At 70.0% G+C, this 25,347-nt stretch carries 24 protein-coding genes and 2 pseudogenes; 9 read left to right on the top strand and 17 right to left on the bottom strand.

The features are described from left to right. Window positions 1-4 precede the first annotated feature (4 nt). Window positions 5-922, bottom strand: a complete 918-nt coding sequence (locus tag F9278_RS12655; RefSeq protein ID WP_152168418.1) for an SGNH/GDSL hydrolase family protein — start codon at window positions 920-922, stop codon at window positions 5-7. A 275-nt stretch (window positions 923-1,197) separates the two neighbouring features. Between F9278_RS12655 and F9278_RS12650 the strand changes: the two genes are divergently transcribed. Next, window positions 1,198-1,692: a DUF3145 domain-containing protein gene (locus F9278_RS12650; RefSeq protein WP_152168417.1), complete on the top strand. Its 495-nt coding sequence runs from the start codon at window positions 1,198-1,200 to the stop codon at window positions 1,690-1,692. An 80-nt stretch (window positions 1,693-1,772) separates the two neighbouring features. Here the strand turns inward: F9278_RS12650 and F9278_RS12645 are convergent, their stop codons facing one another. The 5 genes from F9278_RS12645 to fasR form a co-directional block, all read right to left on the bottom strand. Next, on the bottom strand, window positions 1,773-3,044 hold the full coding sequence (locus F9278_RS12645) for a beta-ketoacyl-[acyl-carrier-protein] synthase family protein (protein ID WP_152168416.1): 1,272 nt from the start codon (window positions 3,042-3,044) through the stop codon (window positions 1,773-1,775). 104 nt (window positions 3,045-3,148) lie between these two features. Continuing rightward, complete coding sequence (locus F9278_RS12640) at window positions 3,149-3,397, bottom strand: acyl carrier protein (protein ID WP_152168415.1); 249 nt, start codon at window positions 3,395-3,397, stop codon at window positions 3,149-3,151. Window positions 3,398-3,499: 102 nt separating this feature from the next. Beyond that, a complete protein-coding gene (locus F9278_RS12635; RefSeq protein WP_152168414.1) occupies window positions 3,500-4,531 on the bottom strand; it encodes a ketoacyl-ACP synthase III in 1,032 nt (343 codons plus the stop codon). Between the two features lie 13 nt (window positions 4,532-4,544). Further along, a complete protein-coding gene (locus F9278_RS12630) occupies window positions 4,545-5,459 on the bottom strand; it encodes an ACP S-malonyltransferase (RefSeq protein ID WP_152168413.1) in 915 nt (304 codons plus the stop codon). A gap of 89 nt (window positions 5,460-5,548) precedes the next feature. Continuing rightward, entirely contained in the window at window positions 5,549-6,751 is a 1,203-nt protein-coding gene (fasR, locus tag F9278_RS12625; protein WP_152168412.1) for a fatty acid biosynthesis transcriptional regulator FasR, read from the bottom strand. A gap of 132 nt (window positions 6,752-6,883) precedes the next feature. Between fasR and F9278_RS12620 the strand changes: the two genes are divergently transcribed. Next, entirely contained in the window at window positions 6,884-7,549 is a 666-nt protein-coding gene (locus tag F9278_RS12620) for a pirin family protein (RefSeq protein ID WP_152173824.1), read from the top strand. 7 nt (window positions 7,550-7,556) lie between these two features. Here F9278_RS12620 and F9278_RS12615 read toward each other — a convergent pair whose 3' ends face one another. After that, the gene (locus F9278_RS12615; protein WP_152168411.1) at window positions 7,557-9,395 is read right to left on the bottom strand and encodes a serine/threonine-protein kinase; all 1,839 of its coding nucleotides are present in this window, start codon (window positions 9,393-9,395) and stop codon (window positions 7,557-7,559) included. 124 nt (window positions 9,396-9,519) lie between these two features. After that, the gene (locus F9278_RS12610; RefSeq protein ID WP_152168410.1) at window positions 9,520-10,347 is read right to left on the bottom strand and encodes a serine hydrolase domain-containing protein; all 828 of its coding nucleotides are present in this window, start codon (window positions 10,345-10,347) and stop codon (window positions 9,520-9,522) included. Between the two features lie 37 nt (window positions 10,348-10,384). On the opposite strand from F9278_RS12610, the gene F9278_RS12605 reads away from it, so the two are divergent. Both F9278_RS12605 and F9278_RS12600 read left to right on the top strand, forming a co-directional pair. Further along, window positions 10,385-11,011 (top strand): IS607 family transposase, encoded by a 627-nt coding sequence (locus tag F9278_RS12605; RefSeq protein ID WP_152168409.1) that lies wholly within the window; start codon window positions 10,385-10,387, stop codon window positions 11,009-11,011. After that, a complete protein-coding gene (locus F9278_RS12600) occupies window positions 11,008-11,883 on the top strand; it encodes a transposase (RefSeq protein ID WP_226966722.1) in 876 nt (291 codons plus the stop codon). Before F9278_RS12605 ends, F9278_RS12600 begins: the two co-directional genes overlap by 4 nt. Window positions 11,884-11,888: 5 nt before the next feature. On the opposite strand, the gene F9278_RS12595 is transcribed toward F9278_RS12600, so the two are convergent. Beyond that, window positions 11,889-12,365: a GNAT family N-acetyltransferase gene (locus tag F9278_RS12595; protein ID WP_152168408.1), complete on the bottom strand. Its 477-nt coding sequence runs from the start codon at window positions 12,363-12,365 to the stop codon at window positions 11,889-11,891. A 96-nt stretch (window positions 12,366-12,461) separates the two neighbouring features. Between F9278_RS12595 and F9278_RS12590 the strand changes: the two genes are divergently transcribed. Beyond that, a complete protein-coding gene (locus F9278_RS12590; RefSeq protein WP_152168407.1) occupies window positions 12,462-12,947 on the top strand; it encodes a MerR family transcriptional regulator in 486 nt (161 codons plus the stop codon). Between the two features lie 156 nt (window positions 12,948-13,103). On the opposite strand, the pseudogene F9278_RS12585 reads toward F9278_RS12590, so the two are convergent. From F9278_RS12585 to F9278_RS49020, 3 genes and pseudogenes are all read right to left on the bottom strand, one after another. Beyond that, window positions 13,104-13,732 (bottom strand): annotated as a pseudogene (locus tag F9278_RS12585) (DUF6879 family protein); the annotation flags it as partial. Between the two features lie 32 nt (window positions 13,733-13,764). Further along, a protein-coding gene (locus tag F9278_RS12580) for an IS3 family transposase (RefSeq protein WP_152168406.1) occupies window positions 13,765-14,981 on the bottom strand; the annotation gives its coding sequence in 2 pieces (ribosomal slippage) (window positions 13,765-14,666 and window positions 14,666-14,981; 1,218 coding nt in all). 70 nt (window positions 14,982-15,051) lie between these two features. Continuing rightward, a pseudogene (locus tag F9278_RS49020) lies at window positions 15,052-15,173 on the bottom strand (DUF6879 family protein); the annotation flags it as partial. A 173-nt stretch (window positions 15,174-15,346) separates the two neighbouring features. Here F9278_RS49020 and F9278_RS12575 point away from each other — a divergent pair. Next, on the top strand, window positions 15,347-15,550 hold the full coding sequence (locus tag F9278_RS12575; protein ID WP_152168405.1) for a hypothetical protein: 204 nt from the start codon (window positions 15,347-15,349) through the stop codon (window positions 15,548-15,550). Between the two features lie 214 nt (window positions 15,551-15,764). Beyond that, complete coding sequence (locus tag F9278_RS12565; RefSeq protein ID WP_152168403.1) at window positions 15,765-15,983, top strand: hypothetical protein; 219 nt, start codon at window positions 15,765-15,767, stop codon at window positions 15,981-15,983. Window positions 15,984-16,158: 175 nt separating this feature from the next. Here F9278_RS12565 and F9278_RS12560 read toward each other — a convergent pair whose 3' ends face one another. The 3 genes from F9278_RS12560 to F9278_RS12550 form a co-directional block, all read right to left on the bottom strand. Then, window positions 16,159-17,013, bottom strand: a complete 855-nt coding sequence (locus F9278_RS12560; protein ID WP_152168402.1) for a DUF4429 domain-containing protein — start codon at window positions 17,011-17,013, stop codon at window positions 16,159-16,161. 75 nt (window positions 17,014-17,088) lie between these two features. Beyond that, window positions 17,089-18,297 (bottom strand): alpha/beta hydrolase, encoded by a 1,209-nt coding sequence (locus tag F9278_RS12555; protein ID WP_152168401.1) that lies wholly within the window; start codon window positions 18,295-18,297, stop codon window positions 17,089-17,091. 116 nt (window positions 18,298-18,413) lie between these two features. Then, the gene (locus F9278_RS12550) at window positions 18,414-19,091 is read right to left on the bottom strand and encodes a TetR/AcrR family transcriptional regulator (RefSeq protein ID WP_152168400.1); all 678 of its coding nucleotides are present in this window, start codon (window positions 19,089-19,091) and stop codon (window positions 18,414-18,416) included. A 100-nt stretch (window positions 19,092-19,191) separates the two neighbouring features. Here F9278_RS12550 and F9278_RS12545 point away from each other — a divergent pair, with 100 nt between their 5' ends. Together F9278_RS12545 and F9278_RS12540 are read left to right on the top strand one after the other, a co-directional pair. Beyond that, entirely contained in the window at window positions 19,192-20,811 is a 1,620-nt protein-coding gene (locus F9278_RS12545) for an MFS transporter (RefSeq protein WP_152168399.1), read from the top strand. 297 nt (window positions 20,812-21,108) lie between these two features. Beyond that, window positions 21,109-21,450, top strand: a complete 342-nt coding sequence (locus F9278_RS12540) for a small hydrophobic protein (RefSeq protein ID WP_152168398.1) — start codon at window positions 21,109-21,111, stop codon at window positions 21,448-21,450. Window positions 21,451-21,562: 112 nt separating this feature from the next. Here F9278_RS12540 and F9278_RS12535 read toward each other — a convergent pair whose 3' ends face one another. Further along, a complete protein-coding gene (locus F9278_RS12535; protein WP_152168397.1) occupies window positions 21,563-22,324 on the bottom strand; it encodes a potassium channel family protein in 762 nt (253 codons plus the stop codon). Between the two features lie 71 nt (window positions 22,325-22,395). After that, window positions 22,396-25,128 carry a pyruvate dehydrogenase (acetyl-transferring), homodimeric type gene (gene aceE, locus F9278_RS12530; protein WP_152168396.1) on the bottom strand — a complete coding sequence of 911 codons (2,733 nt, stop codon included), beginning with the start codon at window positions 25,126-25,128 and terminating at the stop codon, window positions 22,396-22,398. Between the last annotated feature and the right edge of the window lie 219 nt (window positions 25,129-25,347).

The following is a 25,347-nucleotide window of genomic DNA, read 5'->3' as shown; positions in this document are numbered from 1 at the left end:
TAGGTCACGACTCCTTGGCGCTGACGATCCGGTACGCGATCTCCGCCAGCCGCGCCTGCCCGTCCACACTCGGATGGAACCAGTCCCACTGGCTGAGCTGGGCCTGCCCGAAGCGGTAGTCGAAGACGGCGTCCTCGTCGTACCGGCAGTAGCGGTCCTTCTCGCACACCTCGCGCAGGACGTCGTTGTACGCCTCCACCCGGTCCTGGACGGCGTCGCGCCGCTCGCCGGCCACCGTGGTGAGGGCGTCGGGGTCGGCCAGCATGGACGGGCAGATGCCCAGCTTCCACACCTGCTTGCCCATCGGGCTCTTCCGCCCCTCGGACCACAGCCGCTTCAGATCCGGCACGCTCGCCACGAACACCTGCGCCTTGGGCAGCGAGTCCCGCAGGGTGGCCATCGAGTCCTCGAAGTCGGCGCGGAAGTCGGCGACCGGCGTCATGTCGGCGGCCGTCGCGCGACACGCGTCGTTCGCCCCGACCATCACCGTGACCAGCTCGGGCTTACGCGTCACCGCCCGTGCCACCTGGCTCGGCAGGTCGGCCATCCGGGCCCCGGTCACCGCGTAGTTCCAGCTCCGCCCCGCCGCGCCGGACGCGCCCAGCAGCCGTACGGCGAGACTGTCGACCGAGGCGTCGGTACCGGTCGCCCAGGACACCTCGGGGCAGTCGGAGAGCACCTTGCACGCGTCGAAGCCACGTGTGATCGAGTCACCGACGGCGACCAGCGACTCGGGGGTGGTGTCCCAGGCGGGGGTGGGCGTGGGCGACGCGGACGGCTTGGCCCGCGACCCCGTCCCCTCGGGGCCGGGGGAGTCGCCGCCGGTGGCGTCGCAGCCGGTCACGGCCAGCAGGACCGCCGCCGCGACGGCCGCCGAGACCGCGCCGAACACCGCCCTCGAACGGTGACGTCGCTTCCGCATCCCCTGGTCCCCTCGTCGGTACTGCGCCTGCCGGCTCCCACCCATGACAACGCACGGGAGTTCCCGGTGAGGGAAAGCCCTGGGTCCGATGCGGCGGAAGGTGCAACTGTTCCCACCGCACAGGCGTCCCCTCGGGTGAAACCCGCGTTCATCCTGGCGCCTGCTCCGACGGTACGTCACACTCCTTGCCCCGCCGCACGGTAGCCTCGCCACGTGGCCGCTCTGCCACCGCCGATCCGTCTATTCGCGAACTGTCCTGCTCTGTGGAGGCCCCGGTGACGACACGTGGAGTCCTGTACGTGCACTCCGCGCCGCGTGCGCTGTGCCCGCACGTCGAGTGGGCCGTCGCGGGTGTTCTGGGGACCCGGGTGAACCTCGACTGGATCCGGCAGCCCGCCGCACCGGGCACCTGGCGCTCCGAGTTCTCCTGGCAGGGCCAGGCCGGCACCGCCTCCAAGCTGGCGTCCGCGCTGCGCGGCTGGCACCTCCTCCGCTTCGAGGTCACCGCCGAGCCCTGTGCCACCGCCGAGGGCGAGCGCTACAGCTGCACCCCCGACCTCGGTATCTTCCACGCCGTCACCGGTATCCACGGCGACATCCTCATCCCCGAGGACCGCCTCCGCGCGGCCCTGCTCCGCAGCCAACGAGGCGAGACCGACCTGGAGGCCGACCTCTCCAAGCTCCTGGGCAAGCCCTGGGACGACGAGTTGGAGCCGTTCCGCTACGCGGGCGAGGGCGCCCCGGTCCGCTGGCTGCACCAGGTGGTGTGACGGCCGCTCAGCACAGAGGAAGGGCCCCCACCGTCCGGTGGGGGCCCTTCCTCCGCGCGTATGACCGCGGCGGCCGGAGGTCAGACCGTCCGGAACGCCAGCACCACGTTGTGCCCGCCGAACCCGAAGGAGTCGTTGAGGGCGGCGATGCGGCCCTCGACCGGCAGCTTGCGCGCCTCACCGCGCACGATGTCGGCGTTGGCCTCGGCCTCGGGGTCCAGGTCGTTCACATTGATCGTCGGCGGAGCCACGCGGTGGTACAGCGCGAGCACCGTCGCCACCGTCTCCACCCCACCGGCCCCACCGAGCAGATGCCCGGTCATCGACTTCGTCGCGGACACCGCGAAGTGGTCGGTGTCGTCACCGAACACCTTCCGCAGCGCCTTCAGTTCGGCGATGTCACCGGCCGGCGTCGACGTCCCGTGCGCGTTGACGTGCACGATCTCCGCCGGGTCCAGATCGGTCCGGTCCAGCAGGTTCTGCAGGGCGTGGGCGATGCCCCGCCCCCCCGGCTCCGGCTGCACGATGTCGTGGCCGTCGGCGGAGATGCCCTGGCCCACGGCCTCGGCGTAGACCCGGGCACCCCGCGCCGCCGCGTGCTCGGCCGACTCCAGGACGACGACACCGGCACCCTCGCCGAGGACGAAGCCGTCACGGCCGGTGTCGTACGGACGGGAGGCGCCCTGCGGGTCCTCGTTGTTCTTGGACATCGCCATCATGTTGCCGAACGCGGCGATCGGCAGCGGGTGGATGGCGGCCTCGGTACCACCGGCGATCACGACATCGGCGCGGCCGGTGCGGATCATCTCGATGGCGTAGCCGATGGCCTCGGCGCCCGACGCACAGGCGGAGACCGGGGTGTGCACACCGGCGCGCGCGCCCACGTACAGACCGACGTTGGCGGACGGGCCGTTGGGCATCAGCATGGGCACGGTGTGCGGGGAGACACGGCGTACGCCCTTCTCCCTCAGCACGTCGTACTGGTTGAGCAGCGTCGTCACACCGCCGATGCCGGAGGCGATGACCGCGCCGACGCGGTCCGCGTCGACGGTGCCCTCGTCGGCCGAGGTCTCCGTGTAACCGGCGTCGGCCCACGCCTCCTTGGCCGCGATCAGCGCGAACTGCGCCGAGCGGTCCAGACGGCGGGCCTGCGGCCGGGGGATGACCTCGGACGGCTCCACGGCGATCTGCGCGGCGATACGGACCGCCTGGTCGGCGGCCCACTCCTGCTCCAGGGGACCGACGCCGGACCTGCCGGCGACCAGTCCCTCCCAGGTGGAAGTCGCGTCGCCACCCAGCGGTGTGGTTGCGCCGATACCGGTGACGACCACGGTGCGATTGGTCGAGCTCACGGGAATGTTCTCCAACGGTTACGAGGATTCAGCGGCGCCACCGCCGGGTGGCGGGGCAAACGGACTGCTCCGCGGGGGATCGGGCCGGACCCGATCCCACCGGATCAGCCCTGGTTCTTGAGGATGTACTCGGTCGCGTCGCCGACCGTCTTGAGGTTCTTGACGTCGTCGTCCGGGATCTTCACGTCGAAGCGCTCTTCGGCGGCGACGACGACCTCGACCATGGACAGGGAGTCGACGTCCAGGTCGTCGGTGAAGGACTTGTCCAGCTGGACGTCCTCGACCGGGATGCCGGCGATCTCGTTCACGATGTCGGCGAGACCGGCGACGATCTCTTCCTGGGTGGCGGCCATGTCAGGCGCTCCTTCTTAGTTTTCCAGAGGGTTGGCGGCCCGCCGCGTCAGCGGCAGGTTGTGCGTTTTCCCGCGCCGGACCACAGGATCCGGCAGCGGTGCCTAGGGGAGGGTAACGACCGTCGCGGCGTACACGAGACCCGCCCCGAAGCCGATGACGAGCGCGGTGTCGCCGCTCTTCGCCTCACCGGTCGCCAGGAGCCGCTCCATCGCGAGCGGGATCGAGGCGGCCGAGGTGTTGCCGGTGGTACGCACATCACGCGCGACCGTGACATGCTCCGGCAGCTTGAGTGTCTTCACCATCGAGTCGATGATCCGCTCGTTGGCCTGGTGCGGAATGAAGACGTCCAGTTCGTCCGAGGTGATTCCGGCCGCGTCCAGCGCCTGCTGCGCGACCTTCGCCATCTCGAACACGGCCCAGCGGAAGACCGCCTGGCCCTCCTGCGTGATCGCGGGGAACTTGACGTTGCCCTCGCTGTCGAGCGGGAGCCTTGCGAGGTCACCGATCCGGTACTCGTTCCACGGGACCGTCTGCTTGATCGCGCCGGACTTGTCGCCCTCGGAACCCCACACCGTCGGGCCGATGTGCGGCTCCTCGGAGGGGCCGACGACGACCGCGCCCGCACCGTCACCGAAGAGGAAGGCGGTGGCCCGGTCCTCCAGGTCGGTCAGGTCGGACAGCCGCTCGACACCGATGACGAGGACGTACTCCGCCGAACCCTCGACGACCATGCCCTTGGCGAGCGTCAGGCCGTAGCCGAAGCCCGCGCAGCCGGCCGAGATGTCGAAGGCGGCGGCCCTGGCCGTGCCCAGCTTGTCGGCGATCTCGGTGGCGACGGCCGGGGTCTGGCTGAAGTGCGAGACGGTGGAGACGACGACCGCGCCGATCTGCTCGGCGGTGATCCCGGCGTCGGCGATCGCCTTGCCGGACGCCTCGACCGACATGGCGGCGACGGTCTCCTCGTCGTTCGCCCAGTGCCGGGTCTCGATGCCGGAGCGGGAGCGGATCCACTCGTCGGACGAGTCGATCTTCTCCAGGATCACGTCGTTGGGCACCACCCGGACCGGACGGTAACCGCCCACGCCGAGGATGCGTGCGTAAGGGGCGCCCTTGCTCGGCCTGATCTTCGACATGGCTCCAGGGCTCCTAGTTCTGGTGCTCGGCGATGAGCGCGCGAGCGGCGTCGAGGTCGTCGGGGGTCTTGAGCGCCACCGTCGCCACACCCGGCAGGGCGCGCTTGGCGAGACCGGTGAGCGTGCCGCCGGGGCAGACCTCGACGATCGCGGTCACGCCCAGCTCCTCGAAGGTCTCCATGCACAGGTCCCAGCGGACCGGGTTGGCGACCTGACCGACGAGCCGGGAGAGCACCTCGGCGCCGGTGGCGACGGCCTGCCCGTCCTTGTTGGAGACATAGGTGAGCTTCGGGTCCCCGGGTGTCAGCTCCTCGGCGGCCTTGGCGAGGGTCTCCACGGCGGGGGCCATGTGGTGCGTGTGGAAGGCACCGGCCACCTTGAGCGCCACCACGCGGCGGACGCCCTCGGGCTTGTCCGCCTCCAGGGCGGCCAGCTGCTCCAGGGTGCCGGCGGCGACGATCTGGCCCGCGCCGTTCACGTTCGCCGGGGTCAGCCCCAGCTTCTCCAGATGCGGGATCGTCACCTCGGGGTCGCCGCCGAGCAGCGCCGACATACCGGTCTCGGTGATCGCGGCGGCCTCGGCCATGGCCAGGCCCCGCTTGCGTACGAGGGTCAGCGCGGCCGTTTCGTCCAGGACCTCGGCGAACACGGCGGCGGTGATCTCGCCGACGCTGTGCCCGGCGACCGCGCCGGGCACGAGGTCTCCCAGGGCGGCGGCGGACAGCAGTCCGGCCGCCACGAGCAGCGGCTGGGCCACGGCGGTGTCGCGGATCGCGTCGGCGTCGGCCTCGGTCCCGTAGTGGGCGAGGTCCAGCCCGATGGCGTCCGACCACGCGCCGAGGCGGTCGGCGGCGCCGGGGAGGTCGAGCCAAGGAGTCAGGAAGCCGGGCGTCTGGGCGCCCTGGCCGGGAGCGACGAGTACGAGCACTCTCACACTCTCTCTTGGGGACGGCTCCAGCCGCCCGTGGGGACAGGGACGAAGAACACGAGGGGGTTTTGTAGCCCTCCGACAAAACCCTAGAGCTGGGGTTCCCCATCCACCAGACGCCCCAGGATCAGTGCGATCCGCAAGGTGAAGGCAGAGCGTACATCGGAGGGCGACCAGCCGGTGACGTCAGTCACACGTCGGAGCCGGTAGCGCACGGTGTTGGGATGGACGAACAACATACGAGCCGCGCCTTCGAGGCTCGATGCCTGTTCGAGATAGACGCTGAGCGTCTCCAGAAGAGCGGAGCCGGCCTCCTCCAGTGGTCTGTAGATCTCCTCCACCAGTTGCTCGCGCGCACTGGGATCACCGGCGATCGCACGTTCCGGAAGCAGATCGTCCGCCAGAACGGGGCGCGGCGCGTCCTGCCACGCCGAGCAGGCCTTGAGTCCGGCCGCCGCCGCCTGCGCGGACCGGGTCGCGGCCAGCAGGTCGGGCACGATCGGCCCGGCCACCACCGGCCCCGCCGCATACGGCCCGATCAGCGACTTCGCGACCTGCAACGGCTCGTTGCTGCCACCGGCGATCACCACCAGCCGGTCGCCCAGCACACCCGTGAGCACCTGCAGTTTGGCGTGCCGGGCCGCGCGCCGGATGGCCTCCACGGTCAGCTCGCTGTCGCCGTCCGGGGCGGTGCCGAGGACCACACAGACATGGTCGGGGGAGTTCCAGCCGAGGGCGGCGGCCCGGCTCACCGCGCCCTCGTCGGCCTCGCCGCTGAGCACCGCGTTCACGACCAGGGACTCCAGCCGGGCGTCCCACGCGCCGCGGGCCTCGGCGGCCTGCGCGTACACCTGCGCGGTGGCGAAGGCGATCTCCCGCGCGTAGACGAGCAGGGCCTCGCGCAGCACGCTCTCGTCGCCGGGGGCCGCCACCTCGTCGATCGCGGACTCCATGACCTCGATGGTCGTCCGCACCATCTCCACGGTCTGTCGGAGCGTGATCGCCCGGGTCAGTTCCCGCGGCGCGGTCCCGAACACATCCGTCGAGATGGCCTGCGGGGCGTCCGGATGCCGGAACCACTCCGTGAACGCGGCGATACCGGCCTGGGCGACCAGCCCGATCCACGACCGGTTCTCGGGCGGCATCGCCCGGTACCAGGGGAGTGTCTCGTCCATCCGCGCGATGGCCTGCGCGGCGAGGCTTCCGGACGACTTCTCCAGCCGCTTCAGGGTCGCGACGTGCGGGTGTGCGGGCGGTGCGGACTCGGGTTTGCTGGTTTCGGGTTGGGGCACGGGACCAAGCCTGCCTTATCGCCGCGCTCGCCTGCGCCGTGGGTGTGTGGGCCGGGGGTGCGTTCGTCTGCATGGGGGTGCGCGCCTGCCAGGGGTTGGGTGGTGCCGGTCAGCGCTACCTTGGGGAGCGTGATGGAGCTGCGGCGCGCCGGTGCGCGTTACCCCGGTGGGGATCCGGAGGCGGGGATCGCCTCTCTGCACGCCTTCTCCTTCGGGGCGCACTACGACCCCGACAACCTCCGTTTCGGCGCGGTGATCGCCTGCAACGAGGAGCGGCTCGCGCCCGGTGCCGGGTTCGACGAGCATCCGCACAGCCACACCGAGATCGTCACCTGGGTCGTCGAGGGCGAGCTGACCCATCGCGACACCACCGGGCACGAGACGGTCGTCCGGCCCGGTGACGTCCAGCGGCTCAGCTCGGCGGGCGGCGTACGGCACGTCGAGCGCAACGACGGCTCCGTACCGCTCACCTTCGTGCAGATGTGGCTGGCCCCGCCGGACCCGGGCGGCGACCCCGCGTACGAGATCGTCCGCGGCATCGCCGACTCCACCCCGTACGCCGTCCCCGAGGCCGGCGCGATGCTGCATGTGCGGCGGTCGGCCGCGGCGGGGGAGCGGATCGCCGTACCGGACGCGGCGCGGACGTACGCGCATGTCGTCCGGGGTGTCGTGCGGCTCGGGGCCCACGAGTTGGAGCCCGGGGACTCCGTACGGGCCGAAGGGGAGAAGGGGTTGGAGCTGGTCGCCGTCGCCGGGCCGGTCGAGGTGCTGATCTGGGAGCTGGAACAAGGCGGGTGACGGTCCGTCAGTTCGTGGTGGTCGGTTCCTCCGCGTTGCGCCACACCGTGATGTCGATCGACACGTAGTCGCTGGGGTCCCCGCTCGGGGCCGATCCCTGGAAGGTGACCAGGCCGATGTGGCCGGAGTCGGTGCGCACGCACATCTGGGAGCCCTGGGAGACCTGGCCCAGTTTGACGTGGTCCGAGTAGCGGGTCTCGTTCCGGCAGGTTTCCAGGGAGCCCTTCTGGGAGTTGCTCAGCAGGACGAGCTTCTCGCTGCTGCTGCCCAGCCGCTTCTCCCCGAACAGCGAGTCCGAGTAGTAGTAGAAGTCCCCGTCGTCCTCGTACGGCGCGCCCACCTCGCTGTCGAGGGGCTTGGGCGGGGAGTCCGCGAAGCGCACGTAGTAGTTGCCGGGGATGTTGATGCCCTTGAAGGTGACCGGTTCGGGGTCGGACTTCGGCTTGGACTCGGAGGACTTGGAGGACTCGGAGGAACCGCCGTCCGAGCCGGTCGACGTGCCGCCGACCGAGCCGCTGGAGGAGTCGCTCGAACCCGTGAGGTTCTTCACGAGCGTCGCGCAGCTGCCGAGCAGGCCGAGCCCGAACACCACCGCGACTCCGATCCCGATCCACTTGCCGACGTTGTTGCGCGGCGGCGGAAGGGGCAGCGGACGCGGATGCCCCTGCGGATGCCCTTGGGGATGGATCTGGGGATGGACCTGGGGGTACGGCTGCTGCCGGCTCCCCGGGTGCGGGTGGTACGGCGTCGACGGCGGGCCGACCGGGCCCGGCGGGGGCGGGGTCGTCGGTCCGGGATACGTCGCCGGCGCCGCGAAGACCGTCTGCGCGCCGTGGTCCACTGACGGCGAACCCGGCTGTGTCACCGGCGCGGTGGGCGGTGGGGGCAGGGTCGCCGAGGTGGCGGCCTCGGCCGCTTTCCTCCGCTCGGCCAGCAGGTCCGCCGACGCGGAGACCCGCCGGGTGATGTCGGCGCCGATCGCCTCCGGCAGCCAGGAACCCGACTGCACCAGCGGGGTGGGTGAGGCCTCCTGGCAGAGGGCGACGACCTCGGCGGGGGAGGGCCGGTCGGCCGGGTCCTTGGCCAGACACCGCTCGATGAACCGGAGTTCGTCCGGGAGACCGCCGAGGTCGGGCTCCTCGTGGACGATCCGGTACAGCACCGCGTGCGAGGGGCCGTCGCCGTACGCGCCGGAACCGCGGGCCGCGAACGCCGCCACCTGGCCGAGCGCGAAGATGTCCGACGCGGGCGTGACCGGCTTCCCCGCCGCCTGCTCCGGCGACATGAACGCCGGGGTGCCGATGGAGACGCCGGTGCCGGTCAGCGCGGTGGCGTCGGCGGCGCGCGCGATACCGAAGTCGATGACCCGGGGCCCGTCGGCGGCGAGCAGCACATTGGACGGCTTCAGATCGCGGTGCACGATGCCCGCGCCGTGGATGACCGACAGCGCCTCCGCGACCCCGGCGAGCAGCAGCAGGACCGAGTCCAGCGGCAGCGCGCCGTGCTCGGCGACCGCCGCGTGCAGCGACGGGCCGGGTACGTAGGCGGTGGCCAGCCACGGCTGGGTGCCCTCGGTGTCGTGATCGAGGACGGGGGCGGTGTACAGGCCCTGCACCCGCTGGGCGGCCCGCACCTCCTGCTCGAACCGGCGGCGGAACTCGGGGTCCTCGCTCAGCTCGGGCCGGATCGTCTTCAGCGCGATCGGGTGTCCGCCCGGTGTGTACGACAGATAGACCGTGCCCATGCCGCCGGAGCCGAGCCGTGCCGCGAGCCGGTAGCCCGCCACGGTCGTCGGGTCACCGGCCTCCAACGGCCGGAACTGTCCGCCCGTGCGAGCCTCGCCCATGGTGTTCCCCCGAAAGCTGTGCGGCTGATGTGCACGGGGGACGTTAGCCGAAGGAACGGTGCCCGGGGCCCTTCGGACCGGGCACCCACCCCTACCGTCGAAGAGTTGTCGTTTCCTTCACGAATCAGACACCGTTCCCGACCTCGGCGAGCACAGCGTCCGTGAACGGGGGCCAGGCCTCGACCGCCCACGGCCCGAACGCCCGGTCCGCCAACGCGACGCACGCCAGCCCGGCCACCGGGTCGATCCACAGGAACGTCCCCGACTGGCCGAAGTGCCCGAACGTGCCCGGCGACGACGAGGCCCCCGTCCAGTGCGGGGCCTTGGAGTCCCGGATCTCGAAGCCGAGCCCCCAGTCGTTGGGGTTCTGGTGCCCGTAGCCCCGCAGGACGCCCTTCGTGCCCGGGAACTGCACGGTCATCGCCTCCGCGACCGTCCGCGGGTCCAGCAGCCGGGGCGCCTGCACCTCGGCCGCGAACCGCACCAGGTCGTCGACGCTCGACACCCCGTCCTTGGCCGGGGAGCCGTCCAGCGAGGTGGCCGTCATCCCCAGCGGCTCCAGCACCGCCTGCCGCGCGTACTCCGCGAACGGGATGTCCGTCGCCTTGGCCACATGGTCGCCGAGTACCTCGAACCCGGTGTTGGAGTACAGCCGTCGCACACCGGGCTCCACCGTCACCCGGTGCTCGTCGAAGGCCAGTCCCGAGGTGTGCGCCAGCAGATGCCGCACGGTCGACCCGGCCGGACCCGCCGCCTCGTCCAGCTCGATCGCCCCCTCCTCGTACGCGACCAGCGTGGCGTACGCGGCGAGCGGCTTGGTGACCGAGGCGAGCGGGAAGCGGTGCCCGGTGGGGCCGTGCGACCCGAGTACGGTGCCGTCCGCGCGTACGACGGCCGCGGCGGCGGTGGGAACCGGCCAGTTCTCGATCAGGGCGAGGCTTACCAATTTCATTAGTTATCCCTAGTGTTGTGCATGTATTGTTCAACGCGTGGAGTTGCTGCGCATGTCCAAGGCCGCGAAGCGTCTCGGGATACACCCGATGACGCTTCGCCAGTGGGCGTTGGACGGCAAGATCCCGTTCACCTGGGTCGGGCGTGAGCGCCGGTTCTCTTCGGTGGACGTGGAGAACATGAAACGCGGCAGTGACTCCAGCGTTTCCCGGCCGCGTCTGGAGTTGCTGTATGCGCGGGTGTCGGGCTCGTCGGGGCATGAGTCCTCGCTGGAGGCCCAGGAGCAGGAGTTGCGGGCTACTTCGACGGGGACGGTCGTCAAGGTCGTCAAGGATCGTGGTTCCGGTCTGAAGGAGAACCGGCCCGGCTTGAACCGGGTGATCGCGATGGTCGCGGACGGTTCGGTGACCGTGGTGCGGGTGACGCATGAGGACCGGCTCGCGCGGTTCGGTTTGGGCTGGCTGAAGCGGCTGTTCGCCGTGTATGGCGTCGCCGTGGAGGTGCTGCACCCGAAGAAACTCGGCGGCCGGGACGAACTCCTCGAAGATTTCGCCTCACTGGTGACGACGTTCGCCGGGCGGCTGTACGGAATGCGCAGTGCGGACAACCGTCGCCGTCTGCTGGCCGAGTCGGGGCAGTGCGGCGAAGAGAGCCGCCCTCGATGAGCCGGAAGCTGCCGCTCACCGAGGGCGAGACCTCCCGCACCGCCTGCGCTCGCACTCTGGTCCATGCTGGGGTGGATGAGAAGACCGGCGAAGTCCTCACCGCTGCCGTGCTGGCCGAACGCGTGGGCTGGTGCACTGGCCTGGCAGTCGGCATGGCTGCCTCCCTGCTCGGCGAGCACTGGAATGCCGCCGACGTGAACACCTTGGCCGCCGAAGCCGGCATTGCCGTGGTGACCGTGCCGCCGGCGAACACCTCCAAGCACTGTCCGCACTGCCTCACCCCACTGCGACACCGCAAGTCCCCTGACCGGCCCACCATCCGGGGCTGGAAGTGGGCCATCTGCCCGTCCTGCCGATGGCAGGACGACCGCGACCAGGGCGCATGGCGGCGGATCGTCGCGCGTGGCCTCACCCACCAGACCAAGACCGTCGTGGACAAGACCAGCGGAGCCATGGTGATCCGCAAGGTCGTGGACAAGTTCGAAGCCGGGGCAGTCATCACGGCCACACCCAAGACCAGCCGGAAAGACCGGTCCAAGACCGGCCCTACCCGGCCGCTTTCCAACCGTCCCGCGCCCAGGCGACGCGGGATTCCCTCCCCGGCCCGGCCCCCGGGCCCGGCCGGAAAGCGTCCGGAGGGACACGCACCAACGGACCGGACCAGGCTGCCCCGCGCAGCCCACCGGCACCAGGGCGCGACCGCGATCAGCACACCCACCACCGGCCACGCGGAGCAGTACTTGGCGCGGGATTCCATCTCCACGCTCATGCCACTCCGCCCAGGTGGGCAGAACCCACGCCGAACCCTACGGTTCGCATGGGATCGCTTAGCTGATCAGAGACGCTCTGCAATGACATGCCCACGAGCCTAGGCGGCTCAAAGGTCCAGCTGCATCAGCGGGTCGGGCCTGCGCCGGAAGCCCATCGACGCGTACAGCGGCTCGGCCTCGGCGGACGCGGTCAGATGGACGTAGCCGACGCCGACCTCGCGGAACCAGTCCACGAGGACCTCCATGCAGGCGCGGGCGTAGCCCCGGCGCCTGCACTCCGGGTCGGTGGCCACGCTGAACACGTGCCCGACCGCGCCGCGCGGGTTGCCCGGCTTCCCGATCCGGTAATCGACGGTCCCCACCACCAGCGCGGCGAGCGCGTCCGGCCGCTCCGGACGGTCGACGACGAACGCCGCGAACTCCCCCTCGGCACCGGCGAGTCGGCGGCGCAGGGTGGGCAGCGAGTCGGTGTGCCAGCCGGTGGGACCGGCCGTCCCCGGGGGTCCCATGGAGTCGATCATCACCTGGCGCAGTCGGAGCACTTCCAGCGCGTCCTCGGCCGTGGCACGTCGTACGAGACTCATGCCCGCACGCTAACCAGCCCGAGCACGTCAAGTCCTCATGGTTTCTCACCGGATTCGCTTGCTTGGAGCGCACTCCAAGGTTTTAGCGTGGGGGCCATGACGGTGATGGAGACCACGAGTACCAGCAGTACCGCGAGTGCGACGACCTCCGACAGCTGCGCCGGTCCGCCGCTGAAGCCTCGGCGGCCCGACGGGCAGGACAGGTACACGATCAGCGAGGTCGTCGACCTCACCGGTCTGACGGCGCACACCCTGCGCTGGTACGAGCGGATCGGGCTGATGCCGCACATCGACCGCTCCCACACCGGCCAGCGCCGCTACCGCAACCGCGACCTCGACTGGCTCGACCTCGTTGGCAAGCTCCGGCTCACCGGGATGCCGGTCGCCGACATGGTCCGGTACGCCGAATTGGTGCGCGAGGGCGACCACACCTACACCGAGCGCTTCGACCTCCTGAAGTCGACCCGGGACGACGTGCTGTCCCGGATCGCCGAGCTGCAGGACACCCTGAACGTGCTCGACCGGAAGATCAACTTCTACGCTGACGCCGGGCGGGCCCTGGCGTCGGAGAGGGCTTCTTGACGGCCGGTAGGACGAACAGCGTCGATTGCGACGGCCTAGGTTGGGCTCCGACGGCCCTGATGTCGGCGTGGACATGCGCAGCTCGCGCAGACGCATCCCGAGCGCCTCGCGTGCCTGCTGGTAGTCCGTCGGCATCGGTGCCCGCCTTGTGTCGGCCTACTTGGTTCCGGCCGTCGCCGTGAGCTGTTGGAAGGGCAGGGCGTGGTGCCAGGCGGCATCCCGCAGCATCGAGTACCGGATCACTTCCGCCGGTTCCGTGATCAGTTCGACGTCGGTCAGTTCGTCCGCCTCGGTGAAGTTGAGCCGCGCGACCAGACGGGAGTCGAAGATCCAGAAGTCTTCACTTCCAAGCCGCAGCCTCTCGGCCTCCGCACGGGGCAGGATTTGGATGTCCTCCCCGAGGTCGGCGTTCCGCTCGGCGTTGCACAGCAGGTAGCGCTGTCCGTCCGTCGGCGGGTCGTCGACCAGTCGGACGCGGCCGACCGTCTTCCCGGCCGCCGTCTGGTTGCTGATTGTGTGGCAATACCAGGAGTCCATGTCCCAGTCCACGGCCTTCGGCGAGGAACTGCGCATAGGTGTTCGTCTGCTCGTCGGAGGCGTACCGACGCCGGGTCTCCAGCCTCCAGGCGGTGTGCTCGAAGATCTCGAAGAGCTGGTTGAAGGCGTTCAGGTCGATGATGCGAGCCTGCCTCGTCGCATCCTTCGGTGCCCAGTCGGCAATCAACTCACGCGGCACGACGACGGCGATCTCACCCGGCGCCCAGGTGCCGGAGCTGAGCGATGTCGGGGGCTTCCCCCGAAGCGTGGACACCATTTGCTATGCGGCAGAGGCCAGCGTAACCGATCGCTGTTCGAAGGCGATCGGACTGATGTAGCCAAGCCCCGAGTGCCTGCGTCGCGTGTTGTAGCGGGTGACCCACCGGAACACTGCGAGGCGGGCCTCACGCGGCCCTGACCAGCCTTTCTTTCCTTGGAGGGTCTCCCTCTTCAGGGTTGCGTTGAAACTCTCCGCGGCGGCGTTGTCCGCGCTGGTGCCGACCGCTCCGCGCGAGCGGATCACGCCGAGCCGGCTGCATACCTTTGCGAACTCCTTCGACGCGTACTGCGCCCCGTTGTCACTGTGGAAGACCGCCCCGTCGAGGCTGCCGCCCCGGGTGCGGGCGGCAGCCTCGAGCGCGTCGGTGACCAGCTCGGTGCGCATGTGGTCGGCGATCGACCAGCCCGCGAGCCGCCTGGAATGCAGGTCCAACACCGTTGCCAGATAGAGGAATTGGCCATCCCCGACGGGCAGATACGTGATGTCGCCGACGTACTTGGTGTTCGGCTCGCTCGCGGTGAAGCCGCGCCGCAGCAGGTCCGGCACCGGGGCCGCTTCCGGCTCGGGGATCGTGGTGCGGACCTTCTTGCGCAGGTGCACGCCCTGCAGGCCGATGCGGCGCATCACCCGCTCGACGCGCTTGTGGTTGACGTCGATCCCGGCAGCCTTCAGCTCGGCGGTGACGCGCGGGATGCCGTAGGTGCCGTCGGACTCCTTGTGGATCTCCCGTATCCGCCGCGCGAGGCGGGCGTCCTCCCGGGCCCGCGCCATGCGGGCCGAGGCGGCCTTCAGCCACCGGTAGAACCCGGACCTGGAGACCTCCAGCACCCGGCACAGCCGCTTGACGCCGAAAGCGCCTCGATGATCATCAACGAACTGGAAACGGCTCACCAGTTGGTCTCGCCGGCGAAATACTTCGCGGCCCTCCGCAGGATCTCCCGTTCGGTTTCCAGCTCCCTGATCCGGGCCCTGAGCTGCTTGTTCTCTTCTTTCAGCACATCGTCGGAGGTTACCTCGGCAGTCTGTGCCGCCCGCGGCGAGCCGCTGGTACCCGCCACGTGGCCCCTGCGGGCCCGCTCCGCCCGCACCCAGTTCCGCAGCGTCTCCCGGCTGATCCCCAGGTCCTTGCCGACGCCCTCGAACGTGTTCTTCGGGTCCGACAGGTACAGCGCGACAGCGTCCGCCTTGAACTCCGCCGAATACACCTTCATCACCATGCGTGACATCTCTTCCTCTGGACCCTCAAGGTCCAGTGTCCAAGGTGTCCACGCTCAGGGGGAAAGGCCCGTCCTCGGGGTCGGTCAGTGGCGGGCCGTGCACAATCACCTCACCGGGTCGGTGTCCTCGTGGATCGACGGGCAACCGGTGTCCCCGCTGCCGGTGCCGTTGAAGCGGATGTTGCGCGTCACGTGCCCTCCCTCGTCCGATCCTGCTCGGTGCACTGATCTTGTCGCCGATGCGTCAGCTCCGGCTACGGGTCGCTGGGCGCTCCGTGAGAATCCTTGCCCATATGACGTAGCTACCCGCGAATAACAGCGAATATCGGCTAGCGACTCAACTTCCCCTCCGCAACGCTCATTTCATGGTCACAGCACACGAACCGGGCACCACAACCGCCGCTGGAGCGGTCGAGGCGCTGCGCGAAGCACTGATGGCGGCGGGCATCGTCCTTCCGTCCCTGGGGACGGAAATCGCGTCTCCCGCACTGAACCTGGTCACCCTGGGCCGGGTGCGGGCAGACGTCGCACTGCGGCTGGCCGAAGTCGTCCGGCGGGGGTGCTCATGAACGGGTATGCGCCCCGGGTCGGCGACCTGGTGTGGGACGGGGCAACACGCAGGGTTGGCGAGGTCAAAGGGATCGAAGGGCCGTACTGGCAGCTCCGGCCGGTCGGTGGCGGGCGGGAGTGGGACGCGAGCGGTCCCCTGCGGCCCGCCACGGCAGACGAGAGGCTGTCGGCGGGGGTCGCCCTGGCCAATGCGCGAAGTAGGGGAGCGGCCTCGTGACCGGGGTGCGGTGGGAGGACGGCGGCGGGGGCGCCAAAGACCTCCAAGCCGTTGCAAGCAATGAGGAGTTCATCAAGATCCACGATGCCTCGTACGACGTGCAGGCGTATCACGCACTGCTGGGGCACGGTATGGAGTGCCTCGCATGCAAGGACGGCGTGTGCCCCGAAGCCCGCGCCCTGTGGCGGGTGGTGAAGCGGCGGAAGCAGCCATAGCGCGACGAAGCCCGGCAGGCCTTTTGCCGTGTGGGGTGAGGTCGGGTCCAGTTCGCCGGGGGCGCCCGGCACGCGGTCGGCGGAGGCCGAACGGGCGGGCGAGCCGGACGGCGGCCACCCGCTCAACACGACGCACCCGCACCCGCCAACGCCCCGATCCCCGAACGGCGCGTGGCTAGAGCTCGGCCAACAACTCCGCCTTCTTCACGCTGAACTCCTCGTCCGTCACCAGCCCCGCCTCGTGCAACTCCCCGAGATGCCGGATCCGGTCGGCGATGTCGGCCGGATCCCGCCGGGTCCCGGCCTCGGCCGGAGCCAGGACCGCACCCCCCGCGGAGCGCACCGCCGCCAACACCGCCGCGGCGAACGGCAACGACTCGTGCACCGGCCCGTACCCCAGCCCGAACACCACAGCGGCCGGATCATGATCCGGCTGAGCGGCCCGCTCCCCGGAGTCGTCGCGCCGCAGCAGCCGCAGATACCCCTCGAACACCTCCGGCGACCGCCACTCCACCCCACTGAGCGCGCTCACCGGGAACGTCTGGTCCCCGGCCTTCCACTTCGCCGACGACGCCCCCGTCCAGAACCACCGGAACGACACGGACCGCCCGTCGAAGGACGCCTTCCCGTCGTACGCCTTGAACTGCAACGGCACCTCGGGCGCCGCCACCAGAAACCGTTCCGCCGGGCCGGACTCGGTGAGCCGCGCCCGCAGTTCGTCGGCGTAGTACTCCGCGAGCGTCTCCCGCTCGGCCGGCAGCACCAGCCGGTAGGGATCGGCCCCCTCCTTGAGCTGGTCCGCCGCCGCCTCCATCAGCGGATCGGCGCCCGGTCGCGGTACGGCACGCAGTACGACGGTGCCCCGCTTCCCGGGTGTCAGTGTCACCCCCGCGATCGCCTCCAGGGGGACGCGCCGTTCACCGAGTGCCTGGAACAGCTTCGGCGTGCGAATCCCCCGTTCGAAGCGGATGAGCACGGAGTCGGACTCGAACTCCCAGGCGGCATGAAATCCGGCCAGTACGTCACCCATGCGGCTCATCGTATGCGTGCGACGCGGGGAAGTCCCGACCGAGGCGAACCGCACTTTTACCCTCCTCTACGCGCGTCAGGCCGCAGCGCTGTCGGACAGACCGGTCAGACACGCGTCGTCCTCCCGCGCACACCGCACCGACCCGTACGCGCCGATACCGATGTCGGCGAAGTTGCTCAGGCTGTCCGTGCCCGGCTCGAAATAGCCGCTGTGCCCCCGGGCGTCGGCCGCGGACAGGATGCGCGCCCCGAACTCCGAGGAGACCGGGTCGGCGCCGTGGCCGAGCCCGCCGACCTCCAGATAGGGCACGTCCTGGACCCAGTCGTCGGCGTCCCGCATCGCCCACACCCGGGCCGCCGTACGCAGCCCGCCCACCGACTCGGCGCGCATCCCGGGGCTGCCGGCGACCGCGATGTCGGTGACCCGCGACGGCAGCGAGGGCGCGGCGACCCCGCACACCACCGAGCCGTAGCTGTGGCAGACCAGCGCGACCGTGGAGTCGCCGGGCAGGCTCCGCACCAGCGCGTTCAGCCGGACCGAGCCCTGTTCGGCGCGGAGCGCGGTGGCCGAGTCCAGGCCGATGCCGTCGGGCGCGGTGTAGTCGGCCCAGGCGATCACGGCCGTACGCGTCCCGGGGCTCGCCGCGCGCTCCGCGTCGTAGAGCGATTCGGCCATGCCGACGGGCGCGGTGTAGCGGCGGTTGGTGCGCTGGAAGGTGAGGACGTCGGTGTCGACGCCGGGGACGACGACCGAGACGCGCTCGGCCCTGTCGAGGTCGCCGAAGGCCTCGGCGACCCGGCCGTTGCCCTCGGGGTCGAAGGCGAGGATGTGCCGGGTCTTCGCGGCGAGCATGTCGAAGCGGTGCATCCGGCGGCCGGCCTCGTGCCGGCCCGTCTCGGAGAGCCGCTGGTCGTGCATGCGTTCGCGTTCGTGCCTGCTCTGCTGTTTCAGCGCGACGCGGTTGGCCCGGTACCGCAGATCGACGGGGGCGCCGTTCATATTGCCCACGGCGAGCGGATAGCGGTGCGCGAGCCGGGCGCGCTGCTGTGCGGTGAGCGAGGCGAAGAAGGCGGTGAGGCGGTGCGGGGACGATTCGGCGTCCGGCAGGTCACGGCCGTCGAGGTGGCCGCGCTGCCACGCGGAGATCGACGCCCGCAGCGGCGACTCCTCGCGGTGGCTGCGGATCGCGGTCCAACCGGTGGTCGCCAGCATCACGAAAACCACGGCCAGCGCCAGCAGCGCGCGCCAGACGTTCAGTTGCGGGGAGGAGTCGAAGGAAGTCACTGAAAGGACACACTAAGAGAACGGAAGGGTCTCGCGTTAACCGAGTGAGGGGGATCACGTTTCGATCACGCCCGTTCCGTACGGTGGCGCAGAGAAGGTCGCGATGGTGGTGTTCCCTATCCGCTTCGGCCAGTACGCCACTTCTCGGCCAACGAGGGCCGCAGGGCGTCCAGATGAGCGGTGGTCAGGGACCGCATCGCGTCCATGCTGAGGTCGCCGCCCAGTGCCCACAGGCGTTCTGTGACTCGCATCACTCCGGCGAACACGGCCACCGCCACCCGCGGCCGGGGGTCACTGTCCACGTCGAGCCCCTCGCGCTCGGCGATGACCCGCTCGATCTCCCGCCCCACCTCGTCCGACCGTCGCAGATGCGCGGCCAGCAGCGCGGGCGTCGACTCGACCATGCCGTACGCCTGGAGGTACAGCTCCACGGGGACGACCTGCTCGACGGCCTCGCCGAGGGCGTCCCAGCCCTCCAGGACGGCGTTGCGCATCGCCTCCAGCGGCGCCTCGTGCGCCGGCCGGGCCCGTACGGCGGCCAGGAAGTGCTCCTGGGTGAGGTCCAGGACCGCGAGGACGGCCTCCTCCTTGCCCGCGAAGTAGCGGAAGAAGGTGCGTTGCGAGACATCGACGGCCTCGGCGATCTCGTCGACCGTCGTCGCCTCGTACCCCTGGGTCGTGAACAGGTGCAGGGCCGCCCGCAGCAACGCGTCGTGGGTGCGCTGCTTCTTGCGCTCCCGCAGTCCCGGCCGCTCCTCGGCCGCCGCCGTCGGGCCCGTGGCCGCCGTCTCCATGAACCCTCGTCTCCACCCGCCCCTGCGGCGAGTGACGTGACAGTTACCGACTTGTGAATTGGTTTGTCAACTGTCAGTGGCTGACATTAGCCTCGCGCGTATGACTAGTCAGACCACTGTCGACAAGACGGGACCGGGGGACAAGGCGCCAGTCGTCCCGTCGGACCCGACGACGAACCGGGGCCTGCGCGGCCACCCCTGGTTCACCCTCCTCACCGTGGCCGTCGGCGTCATGATGGTCGCCCTCGACGGCACCATCGTGGCGATCGCCAACCCGGTCATCGCGGACGACCTCAAGGCGAGCTTCGCCGAGGTCCAGTGGATCACCAACGCGTACTTCCTCGCGCTGGCGGTCACCCTCATCACGGCGGGCAAGCTGGGCGACCGCTTCGGCCACCGCCAGACCTTCCTGATAGGCGTCGTCGGCTTCGCCGCCGCCTCCGGGGCCATCGGCCTGTCGGACTCGGTCGCCTTCGTGGTGACCTTCCGTGTCTTCCAGGGCCTGTTCGGCGCGCTCCTCATGCCGGCCGCGCTCGGTCTGCTGCGCGCCACCTTCCCCGCCGAGAAGCTGAACATGGCGATCGGTATCTGGGGCATGGTCATCGGCGCCTCCACCGCGGGCGGCCCGATCCTCGGCGGCTTCCTCGTGGAGAACGTCAGCTGGCAGTCGGTGTTCTGGATCAACGTCCCCGTCGGCGTCCTCGCCGTGGCCCTGGGCGCCTGGATCCTGCTCGACCACCGCGCCGAGAACGCCCCGCGCTCCTTCGACGTCCTCGGCATCGGTCTGCTCTCCGGCGCGATGTTCTGCCTGGTCTGGGCCCTCATCAAGGCTCCCGAGTGGGGTTGGGGAGACGGTCTGACCTGGACCTTCCTGGTCGCCTCCGTCGCCCTCTTCGCCGTCTTCGCCCTCTGGGAGACGAAGGTGAAGGAGCCGCTCATCCCGCTGGCCCTCTTCCGTTCCGTCCCGCTCTCGGCGGGTGTCGTCCTGATGGTCCTGATGGCCATCGCCTTCATGGGCGGCCTGTTCTTCGTGACGTTCTACCTCCAGAACGTGCACGGGATGAGCCCCATCGACGCGGGTCTGCACCTTCTCCCGCTCACCGGCATGATGATCGTCGGCTCGCCGCTGGCCGGCGCGCTGATCACCAAGGCCGGACCGCGCATCCCGCTGGCCGGCGGCATGGCCCTCACCGCGATCGCGATGTACGGCATGTCGACGCTGGAGACCGACACCTCCAGCGTCGTGATGTCCCTCTGGTTCGCCCTCCTCGGCCTCGGCCTCGCCCCGGTGATGGTCGGCGCCACCGAGGTCATCGTCGGCAACGCGCCGCTGGAGCTGTCCGGTGTCGCCGGTGGCCTCCAGCAGGCCGCGATGCAGATCGGCGGCAGCCTCGGTACGGCCGTGCTGGGCGCCGTGATGGCCTCCAAGGTCGACGGCGACCTGCCGGGCAACTGGGCGGACGCCGGTCTCCCGCCGCTCACCGAGGCCCAGCTCGGCCAGGCCTCCGAGGCCGTCCAGGTCGGTGTCCCCCCGGTCGCCGAGGGCACCCCGGCCGAGATCGCCGCGAAGATCACCACCGTCGCGCACGACACGTTCATGGCCGGCATGAGCCTGGCGTCCCTGGTGGCCGCCGGGGTGGCCGCGGTCGCCGTCCTCGTGGCGTTCCTGACCAAGCGCGGCGAGAACGCCGAGGCGGGCGCCGGAGCGGCGCACATCTAACCGCTCCGCCACTGCTTCACGCGCGGGTTTCCACCCGCGTTCGCCTATCAGGGTGACAAGGCTGAAGATCGCTTCCACCCGGCGCGCGCCGCAGGTCACAGTAAGTCAAGTCCTCCGCACGACACGGTCGTTCGAGTGCGGGGCGACCCGGGGGGTCTGTGGCGCGCTGCCGGAGGGGGGCAGCGCGCGCAGACGGCTCCCGCAACAGCCCCTGACACCCCCTGGTTTCAACCACTCCGCGGGGGTACCCGCCATCCCGTACCCGAACTGGCCGCGAGGATCAGGGAGTTGTCGACGATGGCGGGCTTCGGACACGGTACGCGCAGGCACCCCCGATCACGTGGCCGTTCGTGGTCACGATGGGGGTCCCCCCGGTCGAGCGAAGCCGAGACTGGGGGAGGGCCGGATCGCGCGACCCTCGGGATCATCGGCGTCATCTGCGCGATCGCGGGACTCTTCGTCCTGGGCATCGTCCTCGGCCCCGTGGCGATCCTCTGCGGCTGGTCGGCCATGAACCGCACCTGGTCCGGCACCCGCCCCGTCCCCGCGATCATCGCGGTCGTCCTGGGCGCGATCGACACGGCCCTGGCCCTCATCCGGCTGACCGGCATGGCGACGCCGGGGGCGGGCCTTTTCTGACTGCCGGGTACGTCGTCGACCGCGGGCCCGGTGGGGCTTCTCGCGCGGTTCCCCGCGCGACCCGCCCCCACGCACCCGCACCCGCACCCGCCCACGCACCCCACCCCCAAGCTCAACGGCGTTGCTCAGGCACCCCCTCGACCGCGACAGACTTCAACGCCGAGACCTCCGCCCGCAACAACCGAACCTCCTCCGCCAACTCCGCTATCGCGGCCGTCTGCCGCCGCTCCTCCGCGTCGTCCTTCTCGAACCGCGCTATGAACCACGCCGCGATGTTCGCCGTCACCACACCCAGCAGCGCGATCCCCGACAGCATCAGCCCGACCGCCAGCACCCGCCCCAGCCCGGTCGTCGGCGCGTGATCCCCGTACCCCACGGTCGTCATCGTCGTGAACGACCACCACACCGCGTCGTCCAGCGTGTCGATGTTCCCCCCGGGCGCGTCCCGCTCCACGGACAGCACCGCCAGCGACCCGAACATCAGCAGCCCGATCACCGCCCCGCCGACATACGTGGTGAGCCTTATCTGCGACGCCATCCGCGCCCGCTGCCCGACCAGCAGCAACGTGGCGACCAGCCGGAGCAGCCGCATCGGCTGGATCATCGGCAGCACCACCGCGCACAGGTCCAGCCAGTGCGACCGTACGAACTCCCGTCGCCGCTCGGCGAGGAGCAGACGGATGACGTAGTCCAGGGCGAACGCGCCCCAGACCCCCCATTCGACGGTCTCGCACCACCACTCCACCCGGTCGCTCGTGTCCGGCCGGACGATCGGCACGGCGTACGCCACGGCGAACAACGCCGCGAGGACGAACAACGGCCGTTGAGTGTGCCGTTCCCATCGGACCTGCGCCGAGACCGCTCGCTGCTTCATGGCCGCATACTAGAAAACGTGAAGGGGTGGTGAACCCACCGGTTCACCACCCCTTGACCCGAAAACCGATGCTATGCATCGCCTCCCGCGGCGCCCGGGTCCGCCGCCGTCACATCGAGCAGCTGGTACCGGTCGATGGCCTGCTTCAGCACCGAACGGTCGACCTTGCCCTCACGGGCCAGCTCGGTCAGCACCGCGACCACGATCGACTGCGCGTCGATGTGGAAGAACCGCCGCGCCGCGCCCCGTGTGTCGGCGAAGCCGAAGCCGTCCGCGCCCAGCGACTGGTACGTGCCCGGCACCCACCGCGAGATCTGGTCCGGCACCGACCGCATCCAGTCGGAGACGGCCACGAACGGCCCCTCGGCCGCGCTCAGCTTCCGCGTCACATACGGGACCTGCTGCTCCTCCTCGGGGTGCAGCAGATTGTGCCGCTCCACGTCGACGGCCTCGCGGCGCAGCTCGTTCCAGGAGGTCGCCGACCAGACGTCCGCCTTCACGTTCCAGTCGGCGGCGAGGATCCGCTGCGCCTCGACCGCCCACGGCACCGCCACACCGGAGGCGATGATCTGCGCGGGGATCGAGCCCTCCTCGGCGGCCCGGTAGCGGTGGATGCCCTTGAGGATGCCCTCGACGTCCACGTCCGCCGGCTCGGCCGGGTGCTGGATCGGCTCGTTGTAGACGGTGAGGTAGTAGAAGACGTCCTCGCTGTCCGGGCCGTACATCCGGCGCAGACCGTCCTTCACGATGTGCGCGATCTCGTACCCGAACGCCGGGTCGTAGGCGACACAGCCGGGGTTCGTCGAGGCGAGCAGCTGCGAGTGTCCGTCCGCGTGCTGGAGGCCCTCACCGGTCAGGGTCGTACGGCCGGCGGTCGCGCCCAGGACGAAACCACGCGCCAGCTGGTCGGACATCTGCCAGAACTGGTCACCGGTGCGCTGGAAACCGAACATCGAGTAGAAGACGTACACCGGGATGAGCGGCTCGCCGTGCGTGGCGTACGCCGAACCCGCCGCGATCAGCGAGGCCGTACAGCCCGCCTCCGAGATGCCGTCGTGCAGCATCTGGCCCGTCGGCGACTCCTTGTACGCGAGCAGCAGATCACGGTCGACCGCCTCGTACTGCTGGCCGAGCGGGTTGTAGATCTTCGCGCTCGGGAAGAACGAGTCCATGCCGAAGGTGCGGTACTCGTCGGGCGCGATCAGCACGAAACGCTTGCCGATCTCCTTGTCCCGCATGAGGTCCTTCAGTAGCCGGACGAACGCCATGGTGGTGGCGATCGACTGCTGACCGGACCCCTTCTTCACACTCGCGTACGTCTTCTCCTCCGGCAGGGCCAGCGGCTTCGCCCGCACGACACGCGTCGGGACGTACCCGCCGAGCCCCTTGCGGCGGTCGTGCATGTACTGGATCTCCTCCGAGTCCCGGCCCGGGTGGTAGTACGGCGGCGCGCCGGACTCCAGCTCCTTGTCGGAGATGGGCAGATGGAGGCGGTCACGGAAGCCCTTGAGGTCGGCGACCGTCAGCTTCTTCATCTGGTGCGTGGCGTTGCGGCCCTCGAAGTTCGGGCCCAGCGTCCAGCCCTTGACCGTCTTCGCCAGGATGACCGTCGGCTGGCCCTTGTGCTCATGGGCCGCCTTGTACGCCGCGTAGATCTTGCGGTGGTCGTGACCGCCGCGACCCAGGTGCAGGATCTGGTCGTCGGTCATGCCCTCGACCATCGCGCGCAGCCGCTGGTCGTCACCGAAGAAGTGGTCGCGGATGTACGCGCCGGTCTCCGTGGCGTACGTCTGGTACTGGCCGTCCGGAGTGGTGTTCATCCGGTTGACCAGCACACCGTCGCGGTCCTGGGCCAGCAGCGGGTCCCAGGAGCGGTCCCAGACCAGCTTGATCACATTCCAGCCGGCGCCCCGGAAGACCGACTCCAGCTCCTGGATGACCTTGCCGTTGCCGCGCACCGGGCCGTCGAGGCGCTGGAGGTTGCAGTTGACGACGAAGGTCAGATTGTCGAGGCCCTCGCGGGCGGCGAGCGTGAGCTGGCCGAGCGACTCCGGCTCGTCCATCTCGCCGTCGCCGAGGAACGCCCAGACATGGGACTTGGAGGTGTCCGCGATCCCACGCGCCTCCATGTACCGGTTCATCCGCGCCTGGAAGATCGCGCCCAGCGGACCGAGGCCCATGGACACCGTCGGGAACTCCCAGAAGTCCGGCATCAGCCGCGGGTGCGGGTAGCTGGACAGGCCGTAGGGCGCCTTCGACTTCTCCTGGCGGAAGGCGTCCAGCTGCCGCTCGTCGAGCCGGTCCAGCATGAACGCGCGGGCGTAGATACCGGGGGAGGCGTGGCCCTGGAAGAAGATCTGGTCGCCGCCGTCGCCCTCGTCCTTGCCGCGGAAGAAGTGGTTGAAGCCCACGTCGTAGAGGGAGGCGGAGGACGCGAAGGTCGCGATGTGGCCGCCGACGCCGATACCGGGCCGCTGGGCGCGCGAGACCATCACGGCGGCGTTCCACCGTGTCGCGTTGAGGATCTTCCGCTCGATCTCCTCGTTGCCCGGGAAGAACGGCTCGGCCTTCGTCGGGATGGTGTTGACGTAGTCCGTGCTGCGCATCTCCGGCACGGCCACGCGCTTCTCGCGGGCCCGCTCGATGAGCCGGAGCATCAGATAGCGCGCGCGCTCACGGCCGCGCTCGTCCACCGCGGCGTCGAGCGAGTCGAGCCACTCCTGGGTCTCCTCGGGATCGAAGTCAGGGACCTGACTCGGAAGGCCGCCAATGATGATCGGATTGCGATCGGATCCGGAAGCCACGCTGTTCCTTAGCTGTCAGAGGGCCGCTCTTCAGGGGTTCTTCGGGGGTACTGCACCGCCCCCCATCGTGTACCTCGGGGACGCAAACGTCATCTCTACCGAGAGGTAACCAGGGCGGTTACTTGCTCGACAAAGGTAGTAAAGGTATTCGATGCTCGTACCCCCCTATGGTTGCCGAATGCACAAAACGGGCAGAACGGTGTGGCGTGCGTCACGTGA

Source organism: Streptomyces phaeolivaceus (assembly GCF_009184865.1).
Taxonomy (GTDB): Bacteria; Actinomycetota; Actinomycetes; order Streptomycetales; family Streptomycetaceae; genus Streptomyces; species Streptomyces phaeolivaceus.
Note: the sequence above shows the minus strand (reverse complement) of the source record. Positions and strands in the feature narration are given on the sequence as shown.